This window comes from Streptomyces calvus (assembly GCF_006782915.1).
Taxonomy (GTDB): domain Bacteria; phylum Actinomycetota; class Actinomycetes; order Streptomycetales; family Streptomycetaceae; genus Streptomyces; species Streptomyces calvus.
The window spans coordinates 242960-264710 of record NZ_VCNP01000054.1 but is presented as its reverse complement, the minus strand read 5'-3'; the positions used below and the strand labels follow the sequence as shown (position 1 = coordinate 264710).

Sequence of the window (21751 nt, the reverse complement as noted above, 5' to 3'; positions counted from 1 at the left end):
CACGACGGTATGAATCTCGGACCGGAGGGGAACCTTCCGTGCGGTGCGGTGCGTCGGGGTCAGCCGCTGAGGCCGTGACGTACGGCCCAGAGGGCGGCCTGGGTGCGGTCCGCCAGGTCGAGTTTCATCAGGATGTTGGAGACGTGCGTCTTCACCGTCTTCTCGGAGAGCACCAGGGCGCGGGCGATCTCCCGGTTGGCGCGGCCGTCCGCGATCAGGCCGAGCACCTCGCGTTCCCGTTCGGTGAGCGAACCGGCGCGTCCCTGGCCGGAGTTGGCCTCCTCCTGGGAGAGCAGCGCGCCGGCCACCTCGGCCTGCAGGAGCACATGGCCGGCGTGCACGGAGCGGATGGCGCCGGCGAGCGCATCGGGGTCGACGTCCTTGTAGACGTAACCGGCGGCGCCCGCGCGCAGGGCCGGTACGACGGTGCGCTGCTCGGTGAAGCTGGTGACGACCAGCACGCGCGCGGGATGGTCCAGTTCGCGGAGCCGGCGCAGCGCCTCCACTCCGTCCATGCCGGGCATCTTGACGTCCATGAGGATGACGTCGGGCTGCAGTTCCGCCGCCAGGGCGACTCCCGCGGCGCCGTCGGCGGCCTCGCCGACGACCTCGATGTCGTCCTGCACCTCCAGGAAGGTGCGCAGGCCCCGGCGCACCACCTGGTGGTCGTCGACCAGCAGCACCTTGATCGGGTCAGCCACCGGGCACCTCCATCTCGATCGTGGTGCCCTTGCCGGGCGCCGATTCCACGGTCAGCCTGCCGCCGACCCCGCTCGCCCGGTCCCGCATGGAGACCAGGCCCAGATGGCGTCCCGCGCGGCGGACGGCCCGCGGGTCGAAGCCGTCGCCGTCGTCGCTGACCCGCAGGACCGCCCCGGCGCCGCGGCGGTCCAGGCTGACGTCGACGTGGTCGCCGCCGGAGTGCCGCAGGGCGTTGTGCAGGGCCTCCTGGGCGACGCGCAGCACCGCCTCCTCCTGGGCGGCGGGCAGGGCGCGCACGCCGTGGGCGGTGAAGGTGACGCGCGCGCTGTGGGCGCGGTCGAGGACCTGTGTCTGCGTGCGGAGGGTGGCGACCAGGCCGTCCTCGTCGAGGGCCGCGGGGCGCAACTCGACGACGGCCGCGCGCAGTTCGTCGGCGGCCTCGGCGGCCAGGGCGGCCACCTGCTGGAGTTCGCCCTTGGCCCGGGAGGGGTCGCGGTCGATCAGGCGGGCGGCGGCCTGGGCGGTCAGGCGCAGGGAGAAGAGTTTCTGGCTGACGGCGTCGTGCAGCTCGTGGGCGAGACGGGAGCGTTCCTCGGCGATGGTCAGTTCGCGGCTGCGCTCGTAGAGGCGGGCGTTGGTGAGGGCGATGGCGGCGTGCTGGGCGAGGATGCCGAGCAGTTCCTCGTCGTCCTCGGTGAAGCCGCAGGTGCCTTCGGGCTTGGGGCACCTCTTGTTGGCGAGGAACAGCGCGCCGATGACCTCGTCGCCGTCGCGGATGGGCAGGCCGAGGAAGTCGGCGAGGTCGGGGTGGGCGCTCGGCCAGCCCTCGAAGCGGGGGTCGCGGCGCACGTCGGCGAGCCGCTGGGTCGTGGCGTCGCGCAGCATCGCGGCGAGGATGCCGTGCTGGCGCGGGAGGGGGCCGATGGCCTTCCACTGGTCGTCGCTGACGCCGTCGACCACGAACTGGGCGAAGCCGCCGTGGTCGTCGGGCACGCCGAGCGCGGCGTACTGGGCGTCGAGGAGTTCGCGGGCCGAGGCGACGATCGTCTTGAGGACGTCGCGCACCTCCAGGTGCCTGCTCATGGCCAGCAACGCGGAACTCACCGCGGCGAGGCCGGACCGGGGGCCGTGGCTCATGTCCTCACCGTACCGGCGGGGCGCGGCGGGGCGGATCGGACGTGTGGCGGCCCGGGCCCGGGCGGTGGTCCTAGGTCGGAGGTCCCGCGTCGTGGCCGGCGCCGTAGGACCGCGGGCCCGGTCGCGGCGGCGTAGGCCGAACGGACCCGGGCGGCTGCGTCCCGGGCCGGAGGCGGTGGCGCCGGGCCGGTCCCTAGGTTGGGGCGTGCCGATCAAGGATGGCGGCGCCGTCGCGGCGCCGACGACGAGGGGACGGTTGCCATGCCGGTTGCGATCATCACGGGGGCTTCGAAGGGGCTCGGGGAGGCGCTGGCCGACGCGCTGGCGGCGCGCGGCTGGGACCTGGTGATCGACGCGCGGGACGCGGTGCCGCTGGCGGAGACGGCGGGGCTGCTGTCGGCGCACGGAACGCGCGTGACGGCGCTGCCCGGGGACGTCGCGGACGCCGGGCACCGGGCGGAGCTGGTGGCGGCGGCGTGGCGGCAGGGCGGGGTGGACCTGGTGGTGCACAACGCCAGCGCGCTGGGCGCGGAGCCGCTGGTGCCCCTGGAGGAGCTGCCGCTCGACGGGCTGCGGCGGGCGCTGGAGGTGAACGTGGTGGCGGCGCTGGGCCTGGTGCAGGAGGCGCTGCCGCTGCTGCGGGCGTCGGCGGCGGGCGCGGTGCTGGTGGTCAGCTCGGACGCCGCGGCGGAGGCGTATGCGACGTGGGGCGGGTACGGGGCGTCCAAGGCGGCCCTGGACCAGCTGGCGGCGGTGCTGGCGGTGGAGGAACCGGCGCTGCGGGTCTGGTCGGTCGATCCGGGGGACATGGCGACGGACCTGTACGCGGCGGCCGTACCGGACGACGACGGTCCGCGGCCGGCGCCGGCCGCGGTGGTGCCGGCGTTCCTGCGGCTGCTGGACGAACGGCCGGCCAGTGGCCGCTACAGTGCTCCGGCGCTGCTGGAGGAGGCGCGGTGACGCTGACGGTCCGGGTGCCGGAGGAGTTGTCGGCGCGGGTGCCGGTCGAGCAGCGCGGGCCGGGTCTCGACCGGGACTCGGTGCGGCTGCTGGTGTCGCGGGGCACGGCGGTGTCGCACCACGCGTTCGTGGAGCTGCCGCGGCTGCTGCGGGCCGGGGACCTGCTGGTGGTGAACACCTCGCCCACGCTGGCGGCGGCCGTCGACGGGTGGCTCGGCGGCACGCGCGTGGTGGTGCACTTCTCCACCCGTGGTGACGACGGCCGCTGGGCGGTGGAACTGCGGGATCCCGACGGGCGGGGCACCATGCGGGCACGCGTGGGCGTGCGCGCGGGTGATGAGGTGCGGCTGGTCGGGGGTGCGGGGCTGGTGGTGGAGGAGCCGCTGAGCACGCGGGGCGAGCGGCTGTGGTGGGCCCGGGTGACGCGGGACGTGCTCGGGGTGCTGCGCGAGCACGGCCGGCCCGTCCGGTACGCCTATACGGAGCGGGATCAGCCGCTGTCGGCGTACCAGACGGTGTTCGCGCTGCCGTCGCCGGACGGTGCGGGCAGTGCGGAGATGCCGAGTGCGGGGCGTCCGTTCACCGGGCGGACGGTGGCGGAGCTGGTGAGCCGTGGCGTGCAGTTCGCGCCGGTCACGCTGCATGCCGGGCTGGCCTCGGGTGAGGCGCACGAGCCGCCGTATCCGGAGCGTTTCGTGGTGCCGGAGGCGTCGGCGCGGCTGGTGGGCGCGGTGCGGGCGGGTGGCGGCCGGGTGATCGCGGTGGGGACGACGGCCGTGCGGGCGGTGGAGTCGGCGGCCGGTGCGGACGGGGTGGTGCGGGCCGCGGCGGGATGGACCGGCCTGGTGGTGACGCCCGAGCGCGGGGTGCGGGTGGTGGACGGCCTGCTGACGGGGCTGCACGAGCCGGAGGCGTCGCACCTGCTGATGCTGGAGGCGGTGGCGGGCCGGGCGGCGGTCGACCGCGGCTACGAGGAGGCACTGCGCGGGCGCTACCTCTGGCACGAGTTCGGAGACGTGCACCTCGTCCTGCCGGGGTGACGCGGGGAGAGGGTGGCGGGGTGGCGGGGGCCGGAACGCAGGGGCCGGGGACGGCGGGCGGGTGGGCGGTCGGGAGGCGGGCGGCCGGGGCGGCGGAGCGCGGCGGAGACAACTGGGCCCGGGCCTCACGTAGCGCATTGCTGGCGCAACGGGCGGTGAGGTGGGCAGGGGGTCGGTGTGAGGCCGGGCATAGGGCGCACATCACGTACGAACGGGAGTAGGAGAGACATACCGGCCACATGAGCGGGACGTACTGCCTAATCTGTCCTGATTTGCACCTCCCCGATCCACTACCCGACTTCGTACGTCACACCTTTGCCCTGCCATTTTGCGGCCGCTAAGAATGGCTGCGTCGCTCAGCGCCGTGGGTCTTCGCCCGCGGCGTTTGTGCCGGAAGCACCCTGTCCCCCGCCGGACGTTGAGCGACCTCCGCGCTATTCGAAGAGGTCCCTTTCGCATGTCCAAGAACTTCCTCACCCGTGGCCATAGTCGTGCCCTGACCCGTCACCACAAGATCGCCGCGGCCGGTGTCGCCGCCCTCGGCGCCGCCGCCATCGGTTTCTCGGCGGTCCCCAGTGACGCCTCCACGACCACCACGAGCGAGGCCGCCGCCGCCCCCGCGGCGAAGGTCGCGTACAGCACCGAGCAGATCAAGGACGTCAAGGCCAGCGTCACCGACCAGCTCGCCGGCGCCAGCCTGAAGGCCGAGCAGATCGCCGCGAAGAAGAAGGCCGCCGCCGAGGCCGCAGCCGAGAAGAAGGCCGCCGCCGCTGCCGCGAATGCCAAGGCCGTCAAGGCCCGCCAGGCCGAGGAGGCCGCCAGCCGTGCCGCCGAGCGCGCCGCGGTGAAGAAGGCCGCCGCCCCCAAGGCCAAGACCTACAGCAACAACCTCGACGGCTGGATCCGCGAGTCCCTCGACATCCTGAAGAAGCACGGGATCCCGGGCTCCTACGAGGGCATCCACCGCAACATCATGCGTGAGTCCTCCGGCAACCCGAAGGCGATCAACCTCTGGGACATCAACGCCCAGAACGGCATCCCGTCCAAGGGCCTGCTGCAGGTGATCCCGCCGACGTTCGAGGCCTACCACGTGCCCGGCACGTCCTGGAACATCTACGACCCGGTCGCCAACATCACCGCCGCCTGCAACTACGCGGCGGACAAGTACGGCACCATGGACAACGTCGACAGCGCGTACTGAGGTCGGCGCGGACCTCTTCTTCGCGAACACAGACGCCGAAGGGCGGCACCCTCCTGACGGGGTGCCGCCCTTCGGGGCCGTTCGGCGCAGAACTACTTGCGCATGACCTCGGGCTCGTGCCGACGCAGGAAGCGGGCCACGAAGAAGCCGCAGACCACGCCCAGGGCGAGCAGCGCGCCCATGTCCATCGCCCAGGCGCCGACCGTGTGCTCCCACAGCGGGTCGGTGTCACCGGCCGTCTCCGGCGGGCTGATCTTGTTGAAGTCCAGCGTGGCGCCGGCGGCGGCGACCGCCCAGCGGGACGGCATCAGGAACGAGAACTGGTTGACGCCGACCGTGCCGTTCAGGGCGAAGAGGCAGCCGGTGAAGACGACCTGGATGATCGCGAACATGACCAGCAGCGGCATGGTCTTCTCGGCGGTCTTCACCAGCGACGAGATGATCAGGCCGAACATCATCGAGGTGAAGCCGAGCGCCATGATCGGCAGGGACAGCTCCACGAGCGTGGCGCCGCCGAGGATCAGGCCCTCCTCCGGGATCTCCCGGCTGGCGAAGCCGATCACGCCGACCATCAGGCCCTGCGCCACGGTGATCAGGCCGAGCACGAACACCTTGGACATCAGGTACGCCGAGCGGGACAGGCCGGTCGCGCGCTCCCGTTCGTAGATGACCCGTTCCTTGATCAGCTCACGGACGGAGTTGGCGGCGCCGGCGAAACAGGCGCCGACGGCCAGGATCAGCAGGACGGTGGTGGCCGTGCCGTTCGGGAGGATCCGGCCGGTCTGCGGGTTGACGTTGGGCAGCAGGCCCTTGTCCGGGTTGATGAGCAGGCTCACCGCGCCGAGGACGGCCGGCAGGATCACCATCAGCGCCAGGAAGCCCTTGTCGGAGGCGATCACCGACACATAGCGGCGCACCAGCGTGACGAACTGGGACATCCAGCCCTGCGGCTTCGGTGGCCGGATGGCCTGCATCGGCTGCATCTGGACGGGCTGCGGGGCGACGGCGTCGATGTCCGCGGCGTACATCTGGTAGTGCTGCGAGCCTTTCCAGCGGCCCGCCCAGTCGTAGTCGCGGTAGTTCTCGAAGGCGGAGAAGACGTCGGCCCAGGTGTCGTAGCCGAAGAAGTTCAGGGCCTCCTCGGGCGGGCCGAAGTAGGCGACGGCGCCGCCGGGGGCCATCACCAGGAGCTTGTCGCAGATCGCCAGCTCGGCCACCGAGTGGGTGACGACGAGGACCGTGCGCCCGTCGTCGGCGAGGCCGCGCAGCAGCTGCATGACGTCGCGGTCCATGCCCGGGTCGAGACCGGAGGTGGGCTCGTCCAGGAAGATCAGCGACGGCTTGGTCAGCAGCTCCAGGGCCACCGACACGCGCTTGCGCTGACCGCCGGACAGGGACGTGACCTTCTTGTCCTTGTGGATGTCGAGCTTGAGCTCGCGCAGCACCTCGTCGATCCGGGCGTCGCGCTCGGCGGCCGTGGTGTCGGAGGGGAAGCGCAGCTTGGCCGCGTACTTCAGGGCCTTCTTGACGGTCAGTTCCTTGTGCAGGATGTCGTCCTGCGGGACCAGACCGATGCGCTGACGCAGCTCGGCGAACTGCTTGTAGAGGTTCCGGTTGTCGTAGAGGACCTCGCCCTGGTTGGCGGGCCGGTAGCCGGTGAGCGCCTTGAGCAGGGTCGACTTGCCGGATCCGGACGGGCCGATGACCGCGATCAGCGACTTCTCGGGCACGCCGAAGGAGACGTCCCGCAGGATCTGCTTGCCGCCGTCGACGGTGACGGTCAGGTGGCGGGCGGAGAAGGACACCTCACCGGTGTCGACGAACTCCTCGAGCCGGTCGCCGACGATCCGGAACGTCGAGTGGCCGACGCCCACGATGTCGGCGGGGCCGAGCAGTTGGGTACCGCCCTTGGGGATCGGCTGGCCGTTGACGTACGTGCCGTTGTGCGAGCCGAGGTCGCGGATCTCCATGCGCCCGTCGGGCGTGGCGTGGAACTCGGCGTGGTTGCGCGAGACCTGGAGGTCGGAGACGACCAGGTCGTTCTCCAGGGCACGGCCGATGCGCATCACGCGGCCGAGGGAGAACTGGTGGAAGGTGGTGGGGCTGCGGTCACCGTGAACCGGCGGCGCCCCCGCGCCGCTGCCGGGTACCTGCTGCTGCGGGATGTGCGGAGCGGCCTGCTGCGGTGCGGCGTGCTGCGGTGCGGCGTGCTGCGGCTGTTGCCAGCCGGGCTGCTGCATCGGCGGCTGCTGCTGCGGCGCCTGCTGCGCCCAGCCGGCGTTGGCGCCCTGCGCGGCGTACGGCTGCTGCGGCTGGGCCTGCGGTGTGGCGGCCGCGACGCCGGAGACGGTCACGCGCGGACCGTCGGTCGCGTTGCCCAGGTTCAGCACCGTGTCGGAGCCGAACTCCAGATGGTGGATGCGCTGCCCCTGCACGAACGTGCCGTTGGTGCTGCCGTGGTCCTCCACGGCCCAACTGCGGCCGTTGAAGCTGATCGTGGCGTGACGCCAGGAGACCCTGGCATCGTCGAGCACCACGTCCCCCTGCGGATCACGTCCGAGGGTGTAAGACCTGGACGGATCGAGCGTCCAGGTCCGTCCGTTTGATTCCAGTACGAGTTCCGGCACTCCAGCCCCACTGAGTTGTCCCCCGAGTTTCCCCCATCGCAGGGAGTCTAGGGATGTCGAACATCGGGGGGAACTATTTCAGGCTCGGCCCTCTGACCGAAAGTCGGGCCTTGTCACGAGCCCGCACCAAGGAGTTCACCGTCTTTCACCGACGGGTGGAAACCGGATCGATGAGCGGCAAACCGCGCGAGGGGTACAGGGGCGGCGGTTTCACCGCGTCGCGGGCCGGGGGACGGCGGAGGGGGTCCGTGCGGGTGCCGCCACGGGCGTGGAGGAGGCGGCTCTGGCACGGGGTGTCAGGTGGTTCGGGAGTGGGGGTGGGGGCCCTGTCGGCTGCCGGACGCGGACTCGGACTCGGGATCCGGACGTCTGTCCCGGCCCGGGGCGCCCTCCTGATGGGCTCACGCCCGGGGTGGGTGGCGCATCCGGGCGCCGCTTGCCGCCCGGGTGGGTCGGGAGGTGCGCGGGTCCGAGGGCGGACGGAACGTGCCGGTGAGGACGTCGGAGCGGGAGGCGTGGGTCCAGGTGCGCCGGCCGTGATCGGCCGGCCGCGGGGCCGCCCGGAGTGGGGACGTCGTCGAGGCGGGTCAGGCGACGAGGTGCTTGTGCCCTCAGCGCCTCTCCCCCGGCGCCGCGCACGCCGGACGGCGCGCGGGCCGGGTGGCGCAGGTGGGGTGAGTGACGCAGGTGGGGTGAGTGGCGCAGGTGGGGTGAGTGGCGCAGGTGGGGTGAGTGGCGCAGGTGGGGTGAGTGGCGCAGGTGGGGTGAGTGGGGTGAGTGGCGTAAGTGGGGGTGATGGGTGAGGCGGCCGGTTCGCGGTGAAAGGCGCGGTGAGCGACGCCTGAGGCGGTCGTGCGCAAGATTCGGGTCACCGGCGCGACGCCCAGTGTTCGCTGTCCGCCAGACGGACCTCGGAGGCGCGAGGCACTGCGTGCCGGATACGGTGGAAGCACCATGAGCGCATCGCAGACCTCCGACGTCCCCACCCTCCTTGTCAAGATCTTCGGCAAGGACAGGCCGGGCATCACGGCCGGCCTCTTCGACACCCTCGCCGCCTACTCGGTCGACGTGGTCGACATCGAGCAGGTCGTCACCCGTGGCCGCATCGTGCTCTGCGCGCTGGTGACCGAGCCCCCGAAGGGCCTGGAGGGCGATCTGCGGGCGACCGTCCACAGCTGGGCGGAGTCGATGAAGATGCAGGCGGAGATCATCTCCGGCATCGGCGACAACCGTCCGCGCGGCCTCGGCCGTTCCCTGGTCACCGTGCTGGGCCATCCGCTCACCTCGGAGGCGACGGCCGCGATCGCGGCGCGGATCACGCAGACCGGCGGCAACATCGACCGTATCTTCCGGCTCGCCAAGTACCCGGTGACGGCGGTGGAGTTCGCGGTGTCCGGCGTGGAGACGGAGCCGCTGCGGACCGCGCTGGTGACCGACGCGGCGCGGCTCGGGGTGGACGTGGCCGTGGTCGCGGCCGGGCTGTACCGGCGGGCGCAGCGCCTGGTCGTGATGGACGTGGACTCCACGCTCATCCAGGACGAGGTGATCGAGCTCTTCGCCGCGCACGCCGGCTGCGAGGACAAGGTCGCCGAGGTGACGGCTGCGGCGATGCGCGGCGAGCTGGACTTCGAGCAGTCGCTGCACGCGCGGGTGGCACTGCTGGAAGGGCTGGACGCCTCCGTCGTGGACAAGGTGCGCAGCGAGGTGCGGCTGACGCCGGGCGCCCGCACCCTGATCCGTACGCTGAAGCGCCTCGGCTACCAAGTGGGCGTGGTCTCCGGCGGCTTCACCCAGGTCACGGATGATCTGAAGGAGCGGCTGGGACTGGACTTCGCCCAGGCGAACACGCTGGAGATCGTGGACGGCAAGCTGACCGGCCGGGTCACCGGGGAGATCGTGGACCGGGCGGGCAAGGCGCGGCTGCTGCGCCGGTTCGCGGCCGAGGCGGGGGTGCCGCTGTCGCAGACCGTGGCGATCGGTGACGGGGCGAACGACCTCGACATGCTGAACGCGGCGGGTCTCGGTGTCGCCTTCAATGCCAAGCCGGTGGTGCGCGAGGCGGCCCACACGGCGGTGAACTTCCCGTTCCTGGACACGGTGCTCTATCTGCTGGGCGTCACGCGCGAGGAGGTCGAGGCGGCGGACACGCTCGACGTGGACTGAGCCGCCGCACGTCCCTCGGCCGAAGGTGCAGCCGGCGCCGACGGAAACGGATCGGCCCGGCACCGTGGGCCCGGCGGCCCGGCACCATGGGCCCGGCACCGGCGAGACACGGAAGCCGCCCGGCACCGGCGGGACGCAGAAGTGGACCGGAACCGGCGGGACACGGAGGCAGGTCGGCACCGGCGGGACAGCGAAGTGGGCCCGGCACCGACGGACGTCATGTGCCGGGCCTCTGGCGTGCCGGGTGTCACCCGGAGGTCACGCCGGGTGTCACTCGCTGGGCGCCCAGTAGTCGACCAGGGTGCCGACGCCGGGTTCCAGGGACTTCCAGGAGCCGGTGAAGGACAGCACGGCGAAGGCGGCGGCCGGGTAGCCGCGGCGGTTCATGCGCTCGCGGGCGTCGCCCTCCGCCTCGCCGGCCAGGATGTCGGCGAGCCCCTGCACGCCCGGGTTGTGGCCCACCAGGAGGACGTTCTGCACGTCGTCGGGGGTTTCGTTGAGCAGGGCGATCAGCTCGCCGGGCGAGGCATCGTAGATCCGCTCCTCGTAGACGGTCTTCGGTCGCTGCGGGAACTCCTGGACCGCGAGCTTCCAGGTCTCGCGGGTCCGTACCGCCGTGGAACACAGGGCCAGGTCGAAGGCGACGCCGGTATCGGCGAGCTTGCGTCCGGCGACCGCTGCATCCATGCGGCCCCGCTCGGCGAGCGGGCGCTCGTGGTCGGACACCGGGGGCCAGTCGGCTTTCGCATGCCGGAAAAGGACAATCCTGCGGGGTTCTGCGACGCTCATGTGACCCAGCTTCGCATGAAACAGGCCACGGGGCGCAGGGAGTTGACCGGCGCCCCTGGGGTGTTCAGCGGGCTATGAGCTGCTGCGCGCGCTCCACCAGGTCGGAGATCGCCGGCTCACCGGCGGTCGCGTGGGCCTCCGCGGGGTGCAGGATCAGGGCGAGGAGGGCCAGGAAGGCGAGGGTGGGCAGGGCCAGGGCCCACCACGGCAGCCGGGTGTCGACACCGCCCCGGGGGGCCGGGTGGGGCCGGGTGTGGGTGCGCGCCGCCATGGGGGCCTCCGCTCTTCGCACGGTCCGTGGCCGCCGCGCGCGGCCACATCTCGAAGGTACGGATCGCCCGCGCCTCAACCCATCCGGTTGTCCACCCACTTCACCCTGAGCCCCACCCCCTAGGGGATAGGGGGGCGGGCCCCACCAAGGGCCCGCGGGCGGGTGCCGTCACGGCGCGAGGATGGTCGCGATCACGCCGATGACGATGAAGATGGCGAAGAACGTGCCGAAGACGAGCAGCATCTTCTTCTGGCCGTTCTGCGGATTCGGCTCGAGGACTGGCATACGCCAAGTTTCGCATCCTCCCCGCCGCGACCGGCCCCGGGGTCGCACGCGGCCGGCACGGACGCGACCACCACCCGGGACGCACGGGCGGCAGCCCGCCCCGGCGCGTCCCCCCTCAGCCCGCGCCGCCCCCGGCCCTCCTCAGCCCGCGCCGCCTCCCCGTCTCAGCCTCGCGTCGCCCTCCGCCGTCCTCAGCCCGCGCCGCCTCCCCGTCTCAGCCTCGCGTCGCCTCCGTCCGTCCCCCTCAGCCTCGCGCCGCCTCCCCCGTCCTCAGCCTCGCGCCGCCCTCCGCCGTCCTCAGCCTCGCGCCGCCTCCGCCGCCCTCAGACCATCGCCGCCGCGTCCTCTCAGCCCCGCGCCGCCGCGTCCCTCTCAGCGCCGCGCCGCCTCGTCCTCCACCGTGCGGTCGCGGCCCGCCAGGACGCCCACGACGGTCTGCGGGATCATCAGGCCCGCCATCAGCGCGATCGGCAGTCCCCAGCCGCCGCTGTGCTGGTAGAGCACACCCACCAGGAGCGGCCCGGGGATGGAGATCAGATAGCCGGTGCTCTGCGCGAACGCCGACAGCTGGGCCACGCCCGCGCCGGACCTCGCCCGCATCCCGACCATGGTGAGCGCCAGCGGGAACGCGCAGTTGGCGACGCCCAGCAGCAGCGCCCAGGCCCACGCGCCGGCGGCCGGCGCGAAGTACAGACCGGCGTAGCCGACGAGGCCGCTGACGCCCAGCACGAGCACGATCGGGCCCTGCTGGGGCAGCCGCGTGGCGAGGCGCGGGATGACGAAGGCCAGCGGTACGCCCATCACCATGGTGACGGCGAGGAGCAGCCCGGCCGTGCCCGCGGGGACGCCGGCGTCGCGGTAGATCTGCGCCATCCAGCCCATGGTGATGTAGGCCGCCGTGGCCTGGAGCCCGAAGAACACGGCCAGCGCCCAGGCGGTGCGGCTGCGCGTGATGCGCAGCGCGGGCGCTTCCGCGGCGGCCCGCCCGTCCCGGCCCGGGCCGTCGTCCGCCCGCGCGGCCGCGTTCCCGTCCTGCGCCGTGTCCCGTTCCCGTGCGAAGGACAGCCAGGGCAGTACGGCGGCGGCGGCCAGGGCGGCCCAGACGGCGAGGCCCGTCTGCCAGTTCCCGCCCAGCGCGTCCGTGAGCGGCACGGTGACCGCGGCCGCGGTGGCGGTGCCCAGGGCCAGGGCCATGGAGTACAGGCCGGTCATGGAGCCGACCCGGTCGGGGAAGTGCCGCTTGACGATGACGGGCATCAGCACGTTGCTGACGGCGATGCCCATGAGGGCGAGGGCGCTGGTGGCCAGGAAGGCCGCCGTGCCGCCGACGTAGGGGCGGATCAGCAGGCCGGTGCCGATGGCGGCCATGCCGGCGCAGACCACCGCGCCCGCGCCGAACCGGCGGGCCAGCCGGGGCGCGGTGACGCCGAAGACGGCGAAGCACAGCGGCGGCACGGAGGTCAGCAGGCCGGCCACGCTGCCGCTCATGCCCAGTCCGTCGCGGACCTCCTCGAGCAGCGCGCCCAGGCTGGTGATGGCCGGGCGGAGGTTCATGGCGGCCAGCACGATGCCGACGACGAGCAGCCGCGTCCGCCATGCGCGCGCGGTTCCGTCCCCGGAGGTCGGGGCGTCCGGCGTGGCCGATGTGCGTGCGGTCGTGGTCGTTCGTGTCCTGGTCTCCTGGCTAGCCATGAGACCCATCATAGAATCATGGGATGATTGGTTGTCCATGCCGAGGGCGCCGTGCGGCGGCCCTGTCGTGCGAAGGTGAGTCATGCCACTGAGCCATCCCCGCCGTTCGGCGCTGTCCGAGCAGGTCATCGCCGCGCTGCGGGCGCAGATCACCTCGGGCGAGTGGCCGGTGGGCACCCGCATCCCGACCGAGCCGGAACTGGTGGAGCAGCTGGGCGTGGCCCGCAACACGGTCCGTGAGGCCGTCCGCGCGCTGGCGCACAACGGGCTGCTGGACATCCGGCAGGGCTCGGGCACGTACGTGGTGGCCACGAGCGAACTGGCGGGCGTGATGCACCGCCGTTTCGCCGGCGCCGACCCCCGGCACATCGCCGAGCTGCGCTCGACGCTGGAGTCGGCCGCGGCCCGGCTGGCCGCCGAGCGGCGCACGGAGAAGGACCTCAAGCAGCTCGACACGCTGCTGCTGCGCCGGGAGGAGGCGTGGGAGTCGGGTGAGGCGGAGGCGTTCGTGGCCGCGGACGCGACGTTCCACCTGGCCGTCGTGGCCGCCTCGCACAACGACGTGATGACCGCGATGTACGCGGACCTGAGCGAGGTGCTGCGGGACTGGCTGCGCGAGGACGTGGGCCGGGAGCTGACGCCGGAGACGCACATGGACCACAGCCGGCTGGTGGACGCGATCCGCGCGGGGGACGCGGCGACGGCGGCCGAGGAGGCCGCCGCCTATCCGTTCGTGTGCCGTCCGGGGCGGTTCAGTCCGTCCTGAGGTGGCCGACCCACGCCGAGCCGACCTCGCTCCAGCAGCGTCCGGTCAGCCGCACGGTCTGCGCGGGCCCGGCCTCCACCGGAGTGCCGTCGCTGTCCAGGTCCCACCAGTGGACGCACTCGACGTGCAGGCTCACCCGGTCGATGTCCGGATAGGGGTTGTGGCAGTACGCCGTGACACGGGAGCCGTCGACGCGTACGCGGCACTCGGCGCCGAACAGTTCGCCGGAGTGTGCCGGGCCGGTGCCGGAGTGCCCGCGCGGGTGCGACACCGCCTCGTACGGCAGGGCCAGCACGAGGACGACGGCTGCGGTCGCCGAGGCCGGACGGAAGAAGCGCACAAGGGGACCTCCTCGGCCGTGCTGGGGAGGGGGGACACGCGGTGGACGCGTACTCCACGGTGCCCGCCGACCTGCGGTCCCGCCCGCGCGGCTGAGCCGATCGGGTGACAACGCGAAGGGCCCGCGCCCCTTCCGGGACACGGGCCCTTCCCACGGGTGCGGTCAGGCGCCGATGGCGTGCAGACCGCCGTCCACGTGGATGATCTCGCCGGTGGTCTTCGGGAACCAGTCGCTGAGCAGGGCAACGATGCCGCGGCCGGCCGGCTCCGGGTCCTTCAGGTCCCACTCCAGGGGCGCGCGGCTGTCCCACACGGACGCCAGCTCGCTGAAGCCCGGGATGGACTTGGCGGCCATGGAGCCGATCGGGCCCGCCGAGACGAGGTTGCAGCGGATGTTCTGCTTGCCCAGGTCGCGCGCCATGTAGCGGCTGGTGGCCTCCAGGGCGGCCTTGGCCGGGCCCATCCAGTCGTACTGCGGCCAGGCGTACTGCGCGTCGAAGGTCAGGCCGACGACCGAGCCGCCGTTCTGCATCAGCGGCAGGCAGGCCATGGTCAGCGACTTCAGCGAGTACGCCGACACGTGCATGGCCGTGGCGACCGACTCGAACGGCGTGTTGAGGAAGTTGCCGCCGAGCGCGTCCTGCGGCGCGAAACCGATGGAGTGCACGACGCCGTCGAGGCCGCCGAGCTCCTCGCCGACGAGGTCGGCCAGACGGCCGAGGTGCTCGTCGTTGGTGACGTCGAGCTCGATGACCTTGGTGGGCTTGGGCAGCTTCCGGGCGATGCGCTCGGTCAGGGTGGGCCGCGGGAACGCGGTCAGGATGATCTCAGCGCCCTGCTCCTGGGCCAGCTTGGCGGTGTGGAAGGCGATGGAGGACTCCATCAGCACACCGGTGATCAGGACGCGCTTGCCCTCGAGAATTCCGCTCATGGTGTTTCAGTGACCCATTCCCAGTCCGCCGTCAACGGGAATGACGGCTCCAGTGATGTACGAGGCGTCGTCCGAGGCGAGGAACCGCACCGTCGCGGCGATCTCCTCAGGCTGCGCGTAGCGGCCGAGCGGCACCTGCTTCATGATGCCCTCGCGCTGCTCGTCGGTGAGCGCCTTGGTCATGTCGGTGTCGACGAAGCCGGGCGCGACGACGTTGAAGGTGATGTTGCGCGAGCCCAGCTCTCGGGCGAGGGAGCGCGCGAAGCCGACCATGGCGGCCTTGGAGGCGGCGTAGTTCGCCTGCCCCGCGGAACCGAGGAGTCCGACGACCGACGAGATGAGCACCACGCGGCCCTTCTTGGCGCGCAGCATGCCGCGGTTGGCGCGCTTGACCACGCGGAAGGTGCCGGTGAGGTTGGTGTCGACGACCGAGGTGAAGTCCTCCTCGGTCATGCGCATCAGGAGCTGGTCTTTGGTGACGCCCGCGTTGGCCACGAGCACCTCGACGGGGCCGTGCGCCTCCTCGATCTCCTTGTAGGCCTGCTCCACCTGCTCGGGGTCGGTGATGTCGCACTTGACGGCCAGGAAGCCGGCCGGCGGCTCGCCCGAGCGGTACGTGATGGCGACCTGGTCGCCGGCGTCGGCGAATGCGCGGGCGATGGCGAGGCCGATGCCCCGGTTGCCTCCGGTGACGAGAACCGAGCGGCTCAACGGATCACCCTTTCGATAGCGGTCTGGTTCACCCGCCCGGACACCTGGATGACAGGCGGCTTCTCCGAAAACCTATCGGTCCCGGTCCGCCGCGGAACATTCGGGCACCGACAGTGGCCGACGGAACTCGCTGTCGGGTCCCTACAGAAAGCGCCGGTCGGGGGCGGAAACATGTGGTCCCGGCACCGGCCGACGCGACATGATGCGCAACGACCACCTTGCAGTACGCAGACCGCACGCCGAAAGCCGACAGGAAGAGACGTAGGTGCCTCACAGCATTGACGAAGCGTTCACGGCCCTGCCCCTGCGCCCCCTCGCCGACGCCGCGCTCGCCCGGGCGCGGTCGCTCGGCGCGGAGCACGCGGACTTCCGCCTGGAGCGGGTGCGCAACGCCTCATGGCGGTTCCGGGACGCCAAGCCGGCCGGGTCGTCGGACACCACCGACCTCGGGTACGCGGTGCGCGTGGTGCACGGCGGGACGTGGGGTTTCGCGTCCGGGGTGGACCTGACGCCCGACGCCGCCGCCAGGGTCGCCTCGCAGGCCGTGTCGATGGCGAAGCTGTCCGCGCAGGTGATCCGGGCCGCCGGGTCCGAGGAGAAGGTCGAGCTGGCGGACGAGCCGGTGCACGCCGAGAAGACCTGGGTGTCGTCGTACGAGATCGACCCGTTCACGGTGCCCGACGAGGAGAAGGCCGGGCTGCTGGCCGAATGGAGCGCGCGGCTGCTGGCGGCGAACGGAGTGGACCACGTCGACGCCTCGCTGCTCACCGTGCACGAGAACAAGTTCTACGCCGACACGGCGGGAACGGTGACCACGCAGCAGCGGGTCCGGCTGCACCCGGAGTTCACGGCCGTGTCCGTCGACGGCTCCAGTGGCGAGTTCGACTCCATGCGCACCCTCGCGCCGCCCGCCGGCCGCGGCTGGGAGTACCTGACGGGCACCGGCTGGGACTGGGACGACGAGCTGGACCGGATCCCGGAGCTGCTCGCCGAGAAAATGCGCGCGCCGAGCGTGGAGGCGGGCCTGTACGACCTGGTCGTCGACCCGTCCAACCTGTGGCTGACCATCCACGAGTCCATCGGGCACGCCACCGAGCTGGACCGCGCGCTCGGCTACGAGGCGGCCTACGCCGGCACCTCGTTCGCCACCTTCGACCTGCTCGGCACGCTGCGCTACGGCTCCGAGCTGATGAACGTCACCGGCGACCGCACCGCCGAGCACGGCCTGGCCACCGTCGGCTACGACGACGAGGGCGTCGAGGCGCAGTCCTGGGACCTGGTGAAGGACGGCACCCTGGTCGGCTACCAGCTGGACCGGCGGATCGCGCGGCTCACCGGGTTCGAGCGGTCCAACGGGTGCGCCTACGCCGACTCCCCCGGGCACGTGCCGGTGCAGCGCATGGCCAACGTTTCGCTGCAACCGGATCCGGCGGGGATGTCGACGGAGGACCTGATCGGCGGCGTGGACCGCGGCATCTACGTGGTCGGTGACCGGTCCTGGTCGATCGACATGCAGCGCTACAACTTCCAGTTCACCGGGCAGCGGTTCTACCGGATCGAGAACGGGCGGCTCGCGGGGCAGCTGCGGGACGTCGCCTACCAGGCCACGACCACCGACTTCTGGGGTTCCATGGCGGCGGTCGGCGGTCCGCAGACGTACGTCCTGGGCGGTGCCTTCAACTGCGGCAAGGCCCAGCCGGGGCAGGTGGCGGCGGTCTCGCACGGCTGTCCGTCCGCCCTCTTCAAGGGAGTCAACATTCTGAACACCACGCAGGAGGCCGGTCGATGAGCGCGCGTTCCACCAAGCCGCACGAGATCGTCGAGCGCGCCCTCGAACTGTCCCGGGCCGACGGCTGTGTCGTGATCGCCGACGAACACTCCACCGCCAATCTCCGGTGGGCGGGCAACGCGCTCACCACGAACGGCGTCACCCGCGGGCGCACCCTCACCGTGGTCGCCACCGTGGACGGCGCGCAGGGCACCGCCTCCGGTGTGGTGTCCCGGTCCGCGGTGACCGCCGACGACCTGGAACCGCTGGTGCGGGCCGCCGAGGCCGCCGCGCGGGGCGCGGGGCCCGCCGAGGACGCCCAGCCGCTGGTCACGGGTGGGGCGCCGGCGCCGGAGTTCACCGAGGCGCCCGCCGAGACCTCCTCCGCCGTGTTCGCCGACTTCGCGCCGGCGCTCGGTGAGGCGTTCGCCCGTGCGCGGGCGGGCGGCCGGGAGCTGTACGGCTTCGCCAACCACGAGATGGCCTCCACCTACCTGGGCACCTCGACGGGGCTGCGGCTGCGGCACGACCAGCCGAACGGCACGCTGGAGCTGAACGCCAAGTCGCCGGACCGCACGCGGTCGGCGTGGGCCGGGCGCTCCACCCGGGACTTCCGGGACGTGGACCCGGCGGCGCTCGACGCCGAGCTGGCCGTACGGCTCGGCTGGGCCGAGCGGCGCGTGGAACTGCCCGCGGGCCGGTACGAGACGCTGCTGCCGCCGACCGCCGTGGCGGACCTGCTGATCTACCAGCTGTGGTCGGCGTCGGGCCGGGACGCGGCCGAGGGCCGCACCGTGTTCTCCCGGCCGGGCGGTGGCACGCGGGTCGGCGAGAAGCTGACCGGGCTGCCGCTGACGCTGCGCAGCGACCCGCGGGCGCCGGGCCTGGAGTGCGCGCCGTTCGTGATCGCGCACTCCTCGGGCGGCGACCAGTCGGTGTTCGACAACGGGCTGCCGCTGACGGCCACGGAGTGGGTGCGCGCGGGCGAGCTGAACCGGCTGACGACCAGCAGGCACAGCGCGGGCCTGACCGGTCTGCCGGTGGCGCCCGGCATCGACAACCTGATCCTGGACGGCGGCGGCGACCGCTCGCTGGAGGAGATGGTGGCCGGCACGGAACGCGGCCTGCTGCTGACCTGCCTGTGGTACATCCGCGAGGTCGACCCGGCGACGCTGCTGCTCACCGGGCTGACCCGGGACGGCGTCTACCTCGTCGAGAACGGCGAGGTGACCGGTGAGGTGAACAACTTCCGGTTCAACGAGTCGCCGGTGGACGTGCTGGGCCGGGCGACGGAGGCGGGCCGTACGGAGAAGACGCTGCCCAGGGAGTGGGGCGACTGGTTCACGCGGGCCGCGATGCCCGCGCTGCGCATCCCCGATTTCAACATGAGCTCCGTCAGCCAGGGCGTATAACCTCGTAGGCGTTCGTGGTCGGGCTGTCACCCGGCCGGCTGAAGATCATCGAGGAGACACGAGAACCGTGACGGACATCGTCGACGAGCTGAAGTGGCGCGGGCTGTTCGCCCAGTCCACTGACGAGGACGCTTTGCGCAAGGCGCTCGCGGACGGTCCCGTCACGTTCTATTGCGGGTTCGACCCGACCGCGCCGTCGTTGCACGTGGGGCACCTGGTGCAGGTGCTCACCGTGCGTCGGCTCCAGCAGGCCGGGCACCGGCCGCTGGCGCTGGTCGGCGGGGCCACGGGGCAGATCGGCGACCCGCGCCCGACCGCGGAGCGCACGCTGAACTCGCCGGAGACGGTCGCGGGCTGGGTCGAGCGGCTGCGTGGCCAGATCGAGCCGTTCCTGTCCTTCGAGGGCGAGAACGCGGCCGTGATGGTCAACAACCTCGACTGGACGCAGAACCTGTCCGCGATCGAGTTCCTGCGGGACATCGGCAAGCACTTCCGCGTCAACAAGATGCTGACGAAGGACTCCGTCGCCCGGCGTCTGGAGTCCTCCGAGGGCATCAGCTACACGGAGTTCAGCTACCAGCTGCTGCAGGCCATGGACTTCCTCCAGCTCTACCGGCGCTACGGCTGCGTCCTGCAGCAGGGCGGCAGCGACCAGTGGGGCAACCTCACCGCGGGCCTGGACCTGCTGCACCGGCTGGAGCCGCAGGCCACCGTCCACGCCTTCGCGACGCCGCTGATGACCAAGGCGGACGGCACCAAGTTCGGCAAGACCGAGGGCGGCGCCGTCTGGCTCGACCCGGAGATGACGACGCCGTACGCGTTCTACCAGTTCTGGCTGAACGTGGACGACCGTGACATCTCGCGCTACATGCGGATCCTGTCCTTCCGCTCCCGTGCGGAGCTGGAGGAGCTGGAGCGGCAGACGGAGGAGCGGCCGCAGGCCCGCGCCGCGCAGCGCGCGCTGGCGGAGGAGCTGACGACGCTGGTGCACGGCGCCGACCAGACGGCCGCCGTGATCGCCGCGTCGAAGGCCCTCTTCGGGCAGGGCGAGCTGGCGGAGCTGGACGACCGCACGCTGGCGGCGGCGCTCTCCGAGGTGCCGCACGTCCGGGTGGCCGAGCTGGGTCCGGTGGTCGACCTGTTCGCCGAGGTCGGCCTGGTCGCGAGCAAGTCGGCCGCGCGGCGCACGGTGAAGGAGGGCGGCGCCTACGTGAACAACGTCAAGGTCACCGCCGAGGACGCCGTGCCCGCCCGGGAGGACCTGCTGCACGGGCGCTGGCTGGTGCTGCGCCGGGGCAAGAAGAACCTGGCGGCGGTGGAGGTCACGACCGGCTGAGCCGGCACGGCTCGTACGGGGCGGGTGCTGCGGCGCGCGGAGCGGTCTTCCGGTGCGCGCGCCCGGGGCGCCGCCCCGTGCGCGCACCGCGGGCCGTGCGCCGTTCGGACCGTGGCGCCGCCCGACGCCGACGGGACGCGCCTGCTGCCGGACGGCGCGGCCGGTGTCGACGGGAGGCGCCTGCTGCCGGGCGGCGCGGCCGGCGTCGGCGTCAGGCGTGGTGGCGCTGGGCCCGCTTGCGCTTCATCGCGGTGTACAGCATGTCCACGAAGAAGACGATCACGATCGCCGCACCCAGCTGGAAGGCGTGCCGGCTCCAGTCGATACCGCGGGTCTCGTCCACCCCGAAGCCCCGCGCTATGGCGTTGCCCGCGATGGCGCCCAGGATGCCGCAGATGGTGGTGAGCCACAGCGGACTGTGCTGCTTTCCGGGGATCACCGCCTTGGCGATCAGACCGAGCACGAACCCCACGATGATCGCCCACAACCAGCCCATGACTGCCTCCTCCTACGACGTGAAGCGAGCATTACGGCCAGTGTCGGCCGAGAGGCGGTACGCCGCATGTCGGGCCTGCCGTACGTGCGACGGCGCAGGCCGTGCGGCCGGAGCCGGGGCCGACCCGGTCTCGTGACCCAGGTGTGCGCGGCGTACCGTGGATGTGTTCGGGCCCGTGTCCCCGGCAGGGCCGGGCACGGGGAAGGTCCGATGCGGGCGGATGGTGGAATGCGATGCGGAAGCAGCATGGCGGCGGCAACGCCCAGGTGTTCCGGATCACCGGCGCCCGGGCGGGCCTCCAGGAGGACGTGCGCGGGCGGCAACGCCGGTATGTCATCTCGATGATCGTCCGTACGATCTCGGTCATCCTCGCGGCGACACTGTGGAACGTGGAGCGGCATGTCGCGGTCGTGGCGCTGGTGCTCGGCGCGGTCCTGCCGTACATCGCGGTGGTGATCGCCAACGCCGGGCGGGAGAACGCGCCGTCTCTGCCGTCGACCTTCGTGACCACGCCGATGAGGCCGATGATCACGCCGCCGCGGACGAATGACGGTTCCGCGGAATCCGATACGGAAGATGTGGCGTCAGAAGCCGTATCGGGCGTACGAACCGAACGGCCGGAACCATCGTGAAGACAAGGCAGTGAGGGGAAACCGCGTCAAGCGGAAGGCATTTACTCGCCAAGCTGAAGAAAAGCTGAGATCAATCATGTTGTTCCGGTGCCGGGGGCGGGGCGACCCGTGACATACTTCGTACGCGCTCCGCATCCCCCGTCGGAGCGACGGACCGACGCCGGGCAGCTCCCCCCGTGGCTGCTCGGCGTCGCCTTTTCCCGGGGGAATTCGAGGGGCGTCGGCCGGGTTAGGGTCGGCGGTGTGATGCTCCCCGATCCCGAGACACCGATCTGTTCCGCCAAGGGCTGCCGTAGTGCTGCCGTATGGGTGCTGGCCTGGAACAACCCGAAGTTGCACACGCCCGAGCGGCGGAAGACCTGGCTCGCCTGCGAGGAGCACCGGGAGCATCTGTCGCAGTTCCTGGGCGTGCGCGGTTTCCTCAAGGACGTGGTGCTGCTCGCGGACTGGGAGCAGCGGGAGGCCTGACGCAGCGGAGCGGCCCGCGAACGAC

General features: G+C 72.1%; 21 protein-coding genes. 10 read left to right on the top strand and 11 right to left on the bottom strand.

The window, feature by feature from the left end; genetic code table 11:
* Positions 1–59 precede the first annotated feature (59 nt).
* On the bottom strand, positions 60–701 hold the full coding sequence (locus FGW31_RS27385) for a response regulator (protein ID WP_142196210.1): 642 nt from the start codon (positions 699–701) through the stop codon (positions 60–62).
* Positions 694–1839 (bottom strand): GAF domain-containing sensor histidine kinase, encoded by a 1146-nt coding sequence (locus FGW31_RS27380; RefSeq protein ID WP_142196209.1) that lies wholly within the window; start codon positions 1837–1839, stop codon positions 694–696. The genes FGW31_RS27385 and FGW31_RS27380 overlap by 8 nt, the downstream gene beginning before the upstream one ends.
* Positions 1840–2100: 261 nt before the next feature.
* Between FGW31_RS27380 and FGW31_RS27375 the strand changes: the two genes are divergently transcribed.
* From FGW31_RS27375 to FGW31_RS27365, 3 genes are all read left to right on the top strand, one after another.
* Positions 2101–2799, top strand: a complete 699-nt coding sequence (locus tag FGW31_RS27375) for an SDR family NAD(P)-dependent oxidoreductase (protein ID WP_142196208.1) — start codon at positions 2101–2103, stop codon at positions 2797–2799.
* The gene (locus FGW31_RS27370) at positions 2796–3839 is read left to right on the top strand and encodes an S-adenosylmethionine:tRNA ribosyltransferase-isomerase (protein ID WP_142196207.1); all 1044 of its coding nucleotides are present in this window, start codon (positions 2796–2798) and stop codon (positions 3837–3839) included. Before FGW31_RS27375 ends, FGW31_RS27370 begins: the two co-directional genes overlap by 4 nt.
* A 457-nt stretch (positions 3840–4296) precedes the next feature.
* A complete protein-coding gene (locus tag FGW31_RS27365; RefSeq protein ID WP_142196206.1) occupies positions 4297–5040 on the top strand; it encodes a transglycosylase SLT domain-containing protein in 744 nt (247 codons plus the stop codon).
* Between the two features lie 92 nt (positions 5041–5132).
* Here the strand turns inward: FGW31_RS27365 and FGW31_RS27360 are convergent, their stop codons facing one another.
* Positions 5133–7667 (bottom strand): ABC transporter ATP-binding protein/permease, encoded by a 2535-nt coding sequence (locus FGW31_RS27360; RefSeq protein WP_142196205.1) that lies wholly within the window; start codon positions 7665–7667, stop codon positions 5133–5135.
* Between the two features lie 954 nt (positions 7668–8621).
* Here FGW31_RS27360 and serB point away from each other — a divergent pair.
* A complete protein-coding gene (gene serB, locus FGW31_RS27350; protein WP_142196204.1) occupies positions 8622–9830 on the top strand; it encodes a phosphoserine phosphatase SerB in 1209 nt (402 codons plus the stop codon).
* Positions 9831–10100: 270 nt separating this feature from the next.
* Here the strand turns inward: serB and FGW31_RS27345 are convergent, their stop codons facing one another.
* The 4 genes from FGW31_RS27345 to FGW31_RS27330 all read right to left on the bottom strand — a co-directional run bounded on the left by FGW31_RS27345 (position 10101) and on the right by FGW31_RS27330 (position 12879).
* Positions 10101–10619: a SixA phosphatase family protein gene (locus tag FGW31_RS27345; protein ID WP_142196203.1), complete on the bottom strand. Its 519-nt coding sequence runs from the start codon at positions 10617–10619 to the stop codon at positions 10101–10103.
* Positions 10620–10683: 64 nt separating this feature from the next.
* Positions 10684–10890: a hypothetical protein gene (locus FGW31_RS27340; protein WP_142196202.1), complete on the bottom strand. Its 207-nt coding sequence runs from the start codon at positions 10888–10890 to the stop codon at positions 10684–10686.
* Positions 10891–11058: 168 nt separating this feature from the next.
* Positions 11059–11175: an SGM_5486 family transporter-associated protein gene (locus FGW31_RS35995; RefSeq protein ID WP_142196201.1), complete on the bottom strand. Its 117-nt coding sequence runs from the start codon at positions 11173–11175 to the stop codon at positions 11059–11061.
* A 372-nt stretch (positions 11176–11547) separates the two neighbouring features.
* Entirely contained in the window at positions 11548–12879 is a 1332-nt protein-coding gene (locus tag FGW31_RS27330) for a CynX/NimT family MFS transporter (protein WP_142196200.1), read from the bottom strand.
* Positions 12880–12949: 70 nt separating this feature from the next.
* Here FGW31_RS27330 and FGW31_RS27325 point away from each other — a divergent pair, with 70 nt between their 5' ends.
* The gene (locus FGW31_RS27325; protein WP_142196199.1) at positions 12950–13633 is read left to right on the top strand and encodes a FadR/GntR family transcriptional regulator; all 684 of its coding nucleotides are present in this window, start codon (positions 12950–12952) and stop codon (positions 13631–13633) included.
* Here FGW31_RS27325 and FGW31_RS27320 read toward each other — a convergent pair.
* The 3 genes from FGW31_RS27320 to fabG form a co-directional block, all read right to left on the bottom strand.
* Complete coding sequence (locus FGW31_RS27320) at positions 13620–13973, bottom strand: hypothetical protein (RefSeq protein ID WP_142196198.1); 354 nt, start codon at positions 13971–13973, stop codon at positions 13620–13622. The two genes, FGW31_RS27325 and FGW31_RS27320, sit on opposite strands and share 14 nt — an antisense overlap.
* Before the next feature lie 162 nt (positions 13974–14135).
* Positions 14136–14903, bottom strand: a complete 768-nt coding sequence (fabI, locus tag FGW31_RS27315; RefSeq protein ID WP_142196197.1) for an enoyl-ACP reductase FabI — start codon at positions 14901–14903, stop codon at positions 14136–14138.
* Between the two features lie 6 nt (positions 14904–14909).
* Entirely contained in the window at positions 14910–15614 is a 705-nt protein-coding gene (fabG, locus tag FGW31_RS27310) for a 3-oxoacyl-[acyl-carrier-protein] reductase (protein ID WP_142196196.1), read from the bottom strand.
* A gap of 265 nt (positions 15615–15879) precedes the next feature.
* On the opposite strand from fabG, the gene FGW31_RS27305 reads away from it, so the two are divergent.
* From FGW31_RS27305 to tyrS, 3 genes are all read left to right on the top strand, one after another.
* The gene (locus FGW31_RS27305) at positions 15880–17403 is read left to right on the top strand and encodes a TldD/PmbA family protein (protein WP_142196195.1); all 1524 of its coding nucleotides are present in this window, start codon (positions 15880–15882) and stop codon (positions 17401–17403) included.
* On the top strand, positions 17400–18794 hold the full coding sequence (locus FGW31_RS27300; RefSeq protein ID WP_142196194.1) for a metallopeptidase TldD-related protein: 1395 nt from the start codon (positions 17400–17402) through the stop codon (positions 18792–18794). Before FGW31_RS27305 ends, FGW31_RS27300 begins: the two co-directional genes overlap by 4 nt.
* A 67-nt stretch (positions 18795–18861) precedes the next feature.
* Positions 18862–20130, top strand: a complete 1269-nt coding sequence (gene tyrS / locus FGW31_RS27295) for a tyrosine--tRNA ligase (RefSeq protein WP_142196193.1) — start codon at positions 18862–18864, stop codon at positions 20128–20130.
* A 211-nt stretch (positions 20131–20341) separates the two neighbouring features.
* On the opposite strand, the gene FGW31_RS27290 is transcribed toward tyrS, so the two are convergent.
* Positions 20342–20626: a GlsB/YeaQ/YmgE family stress response membrane protein gene (locus FGW31_RS27290; protein WP_142196192.1), complete on the bottom strand. Its 285-nt coding sequence runs from the start codon at positions 20624–20626 to the stop codon at positions 20342–20344.
* Between the two features lie 233 nt (positions 20627–20859).
* Here FGW31_RS27290 and FGW31_RS27285 point away from each other — a divergent pair, with 233 nt between their 5' ends.
* Together FGW31_RS27285 and FGW31_RS27280 are read left to right on the top strand one after the other, a co-directional pair.
* Positions 20860–21258 (top strand): DUF3099 domain-containing protein, encoded by a 399-nt coding sequence (locus FGW31_RS27285; RefSeq protein ID WP_142196191.1) that lies wholly within the window; start codon positions 20860–20862, stop codon positions 21256–21258.
* A gap of 246 nt (positions 21259–21504) precedes the next feature.
* Entirely contained in the window at positions 21505–21726 is a 222-nt protein-coding gene (locus FGW31_RS27280) for a hypothetical protein (RefSeq protein WP_142196234.1), read from the top strand.
* Positions 21727–21751 lie beyond the last annotated feature (25 nt).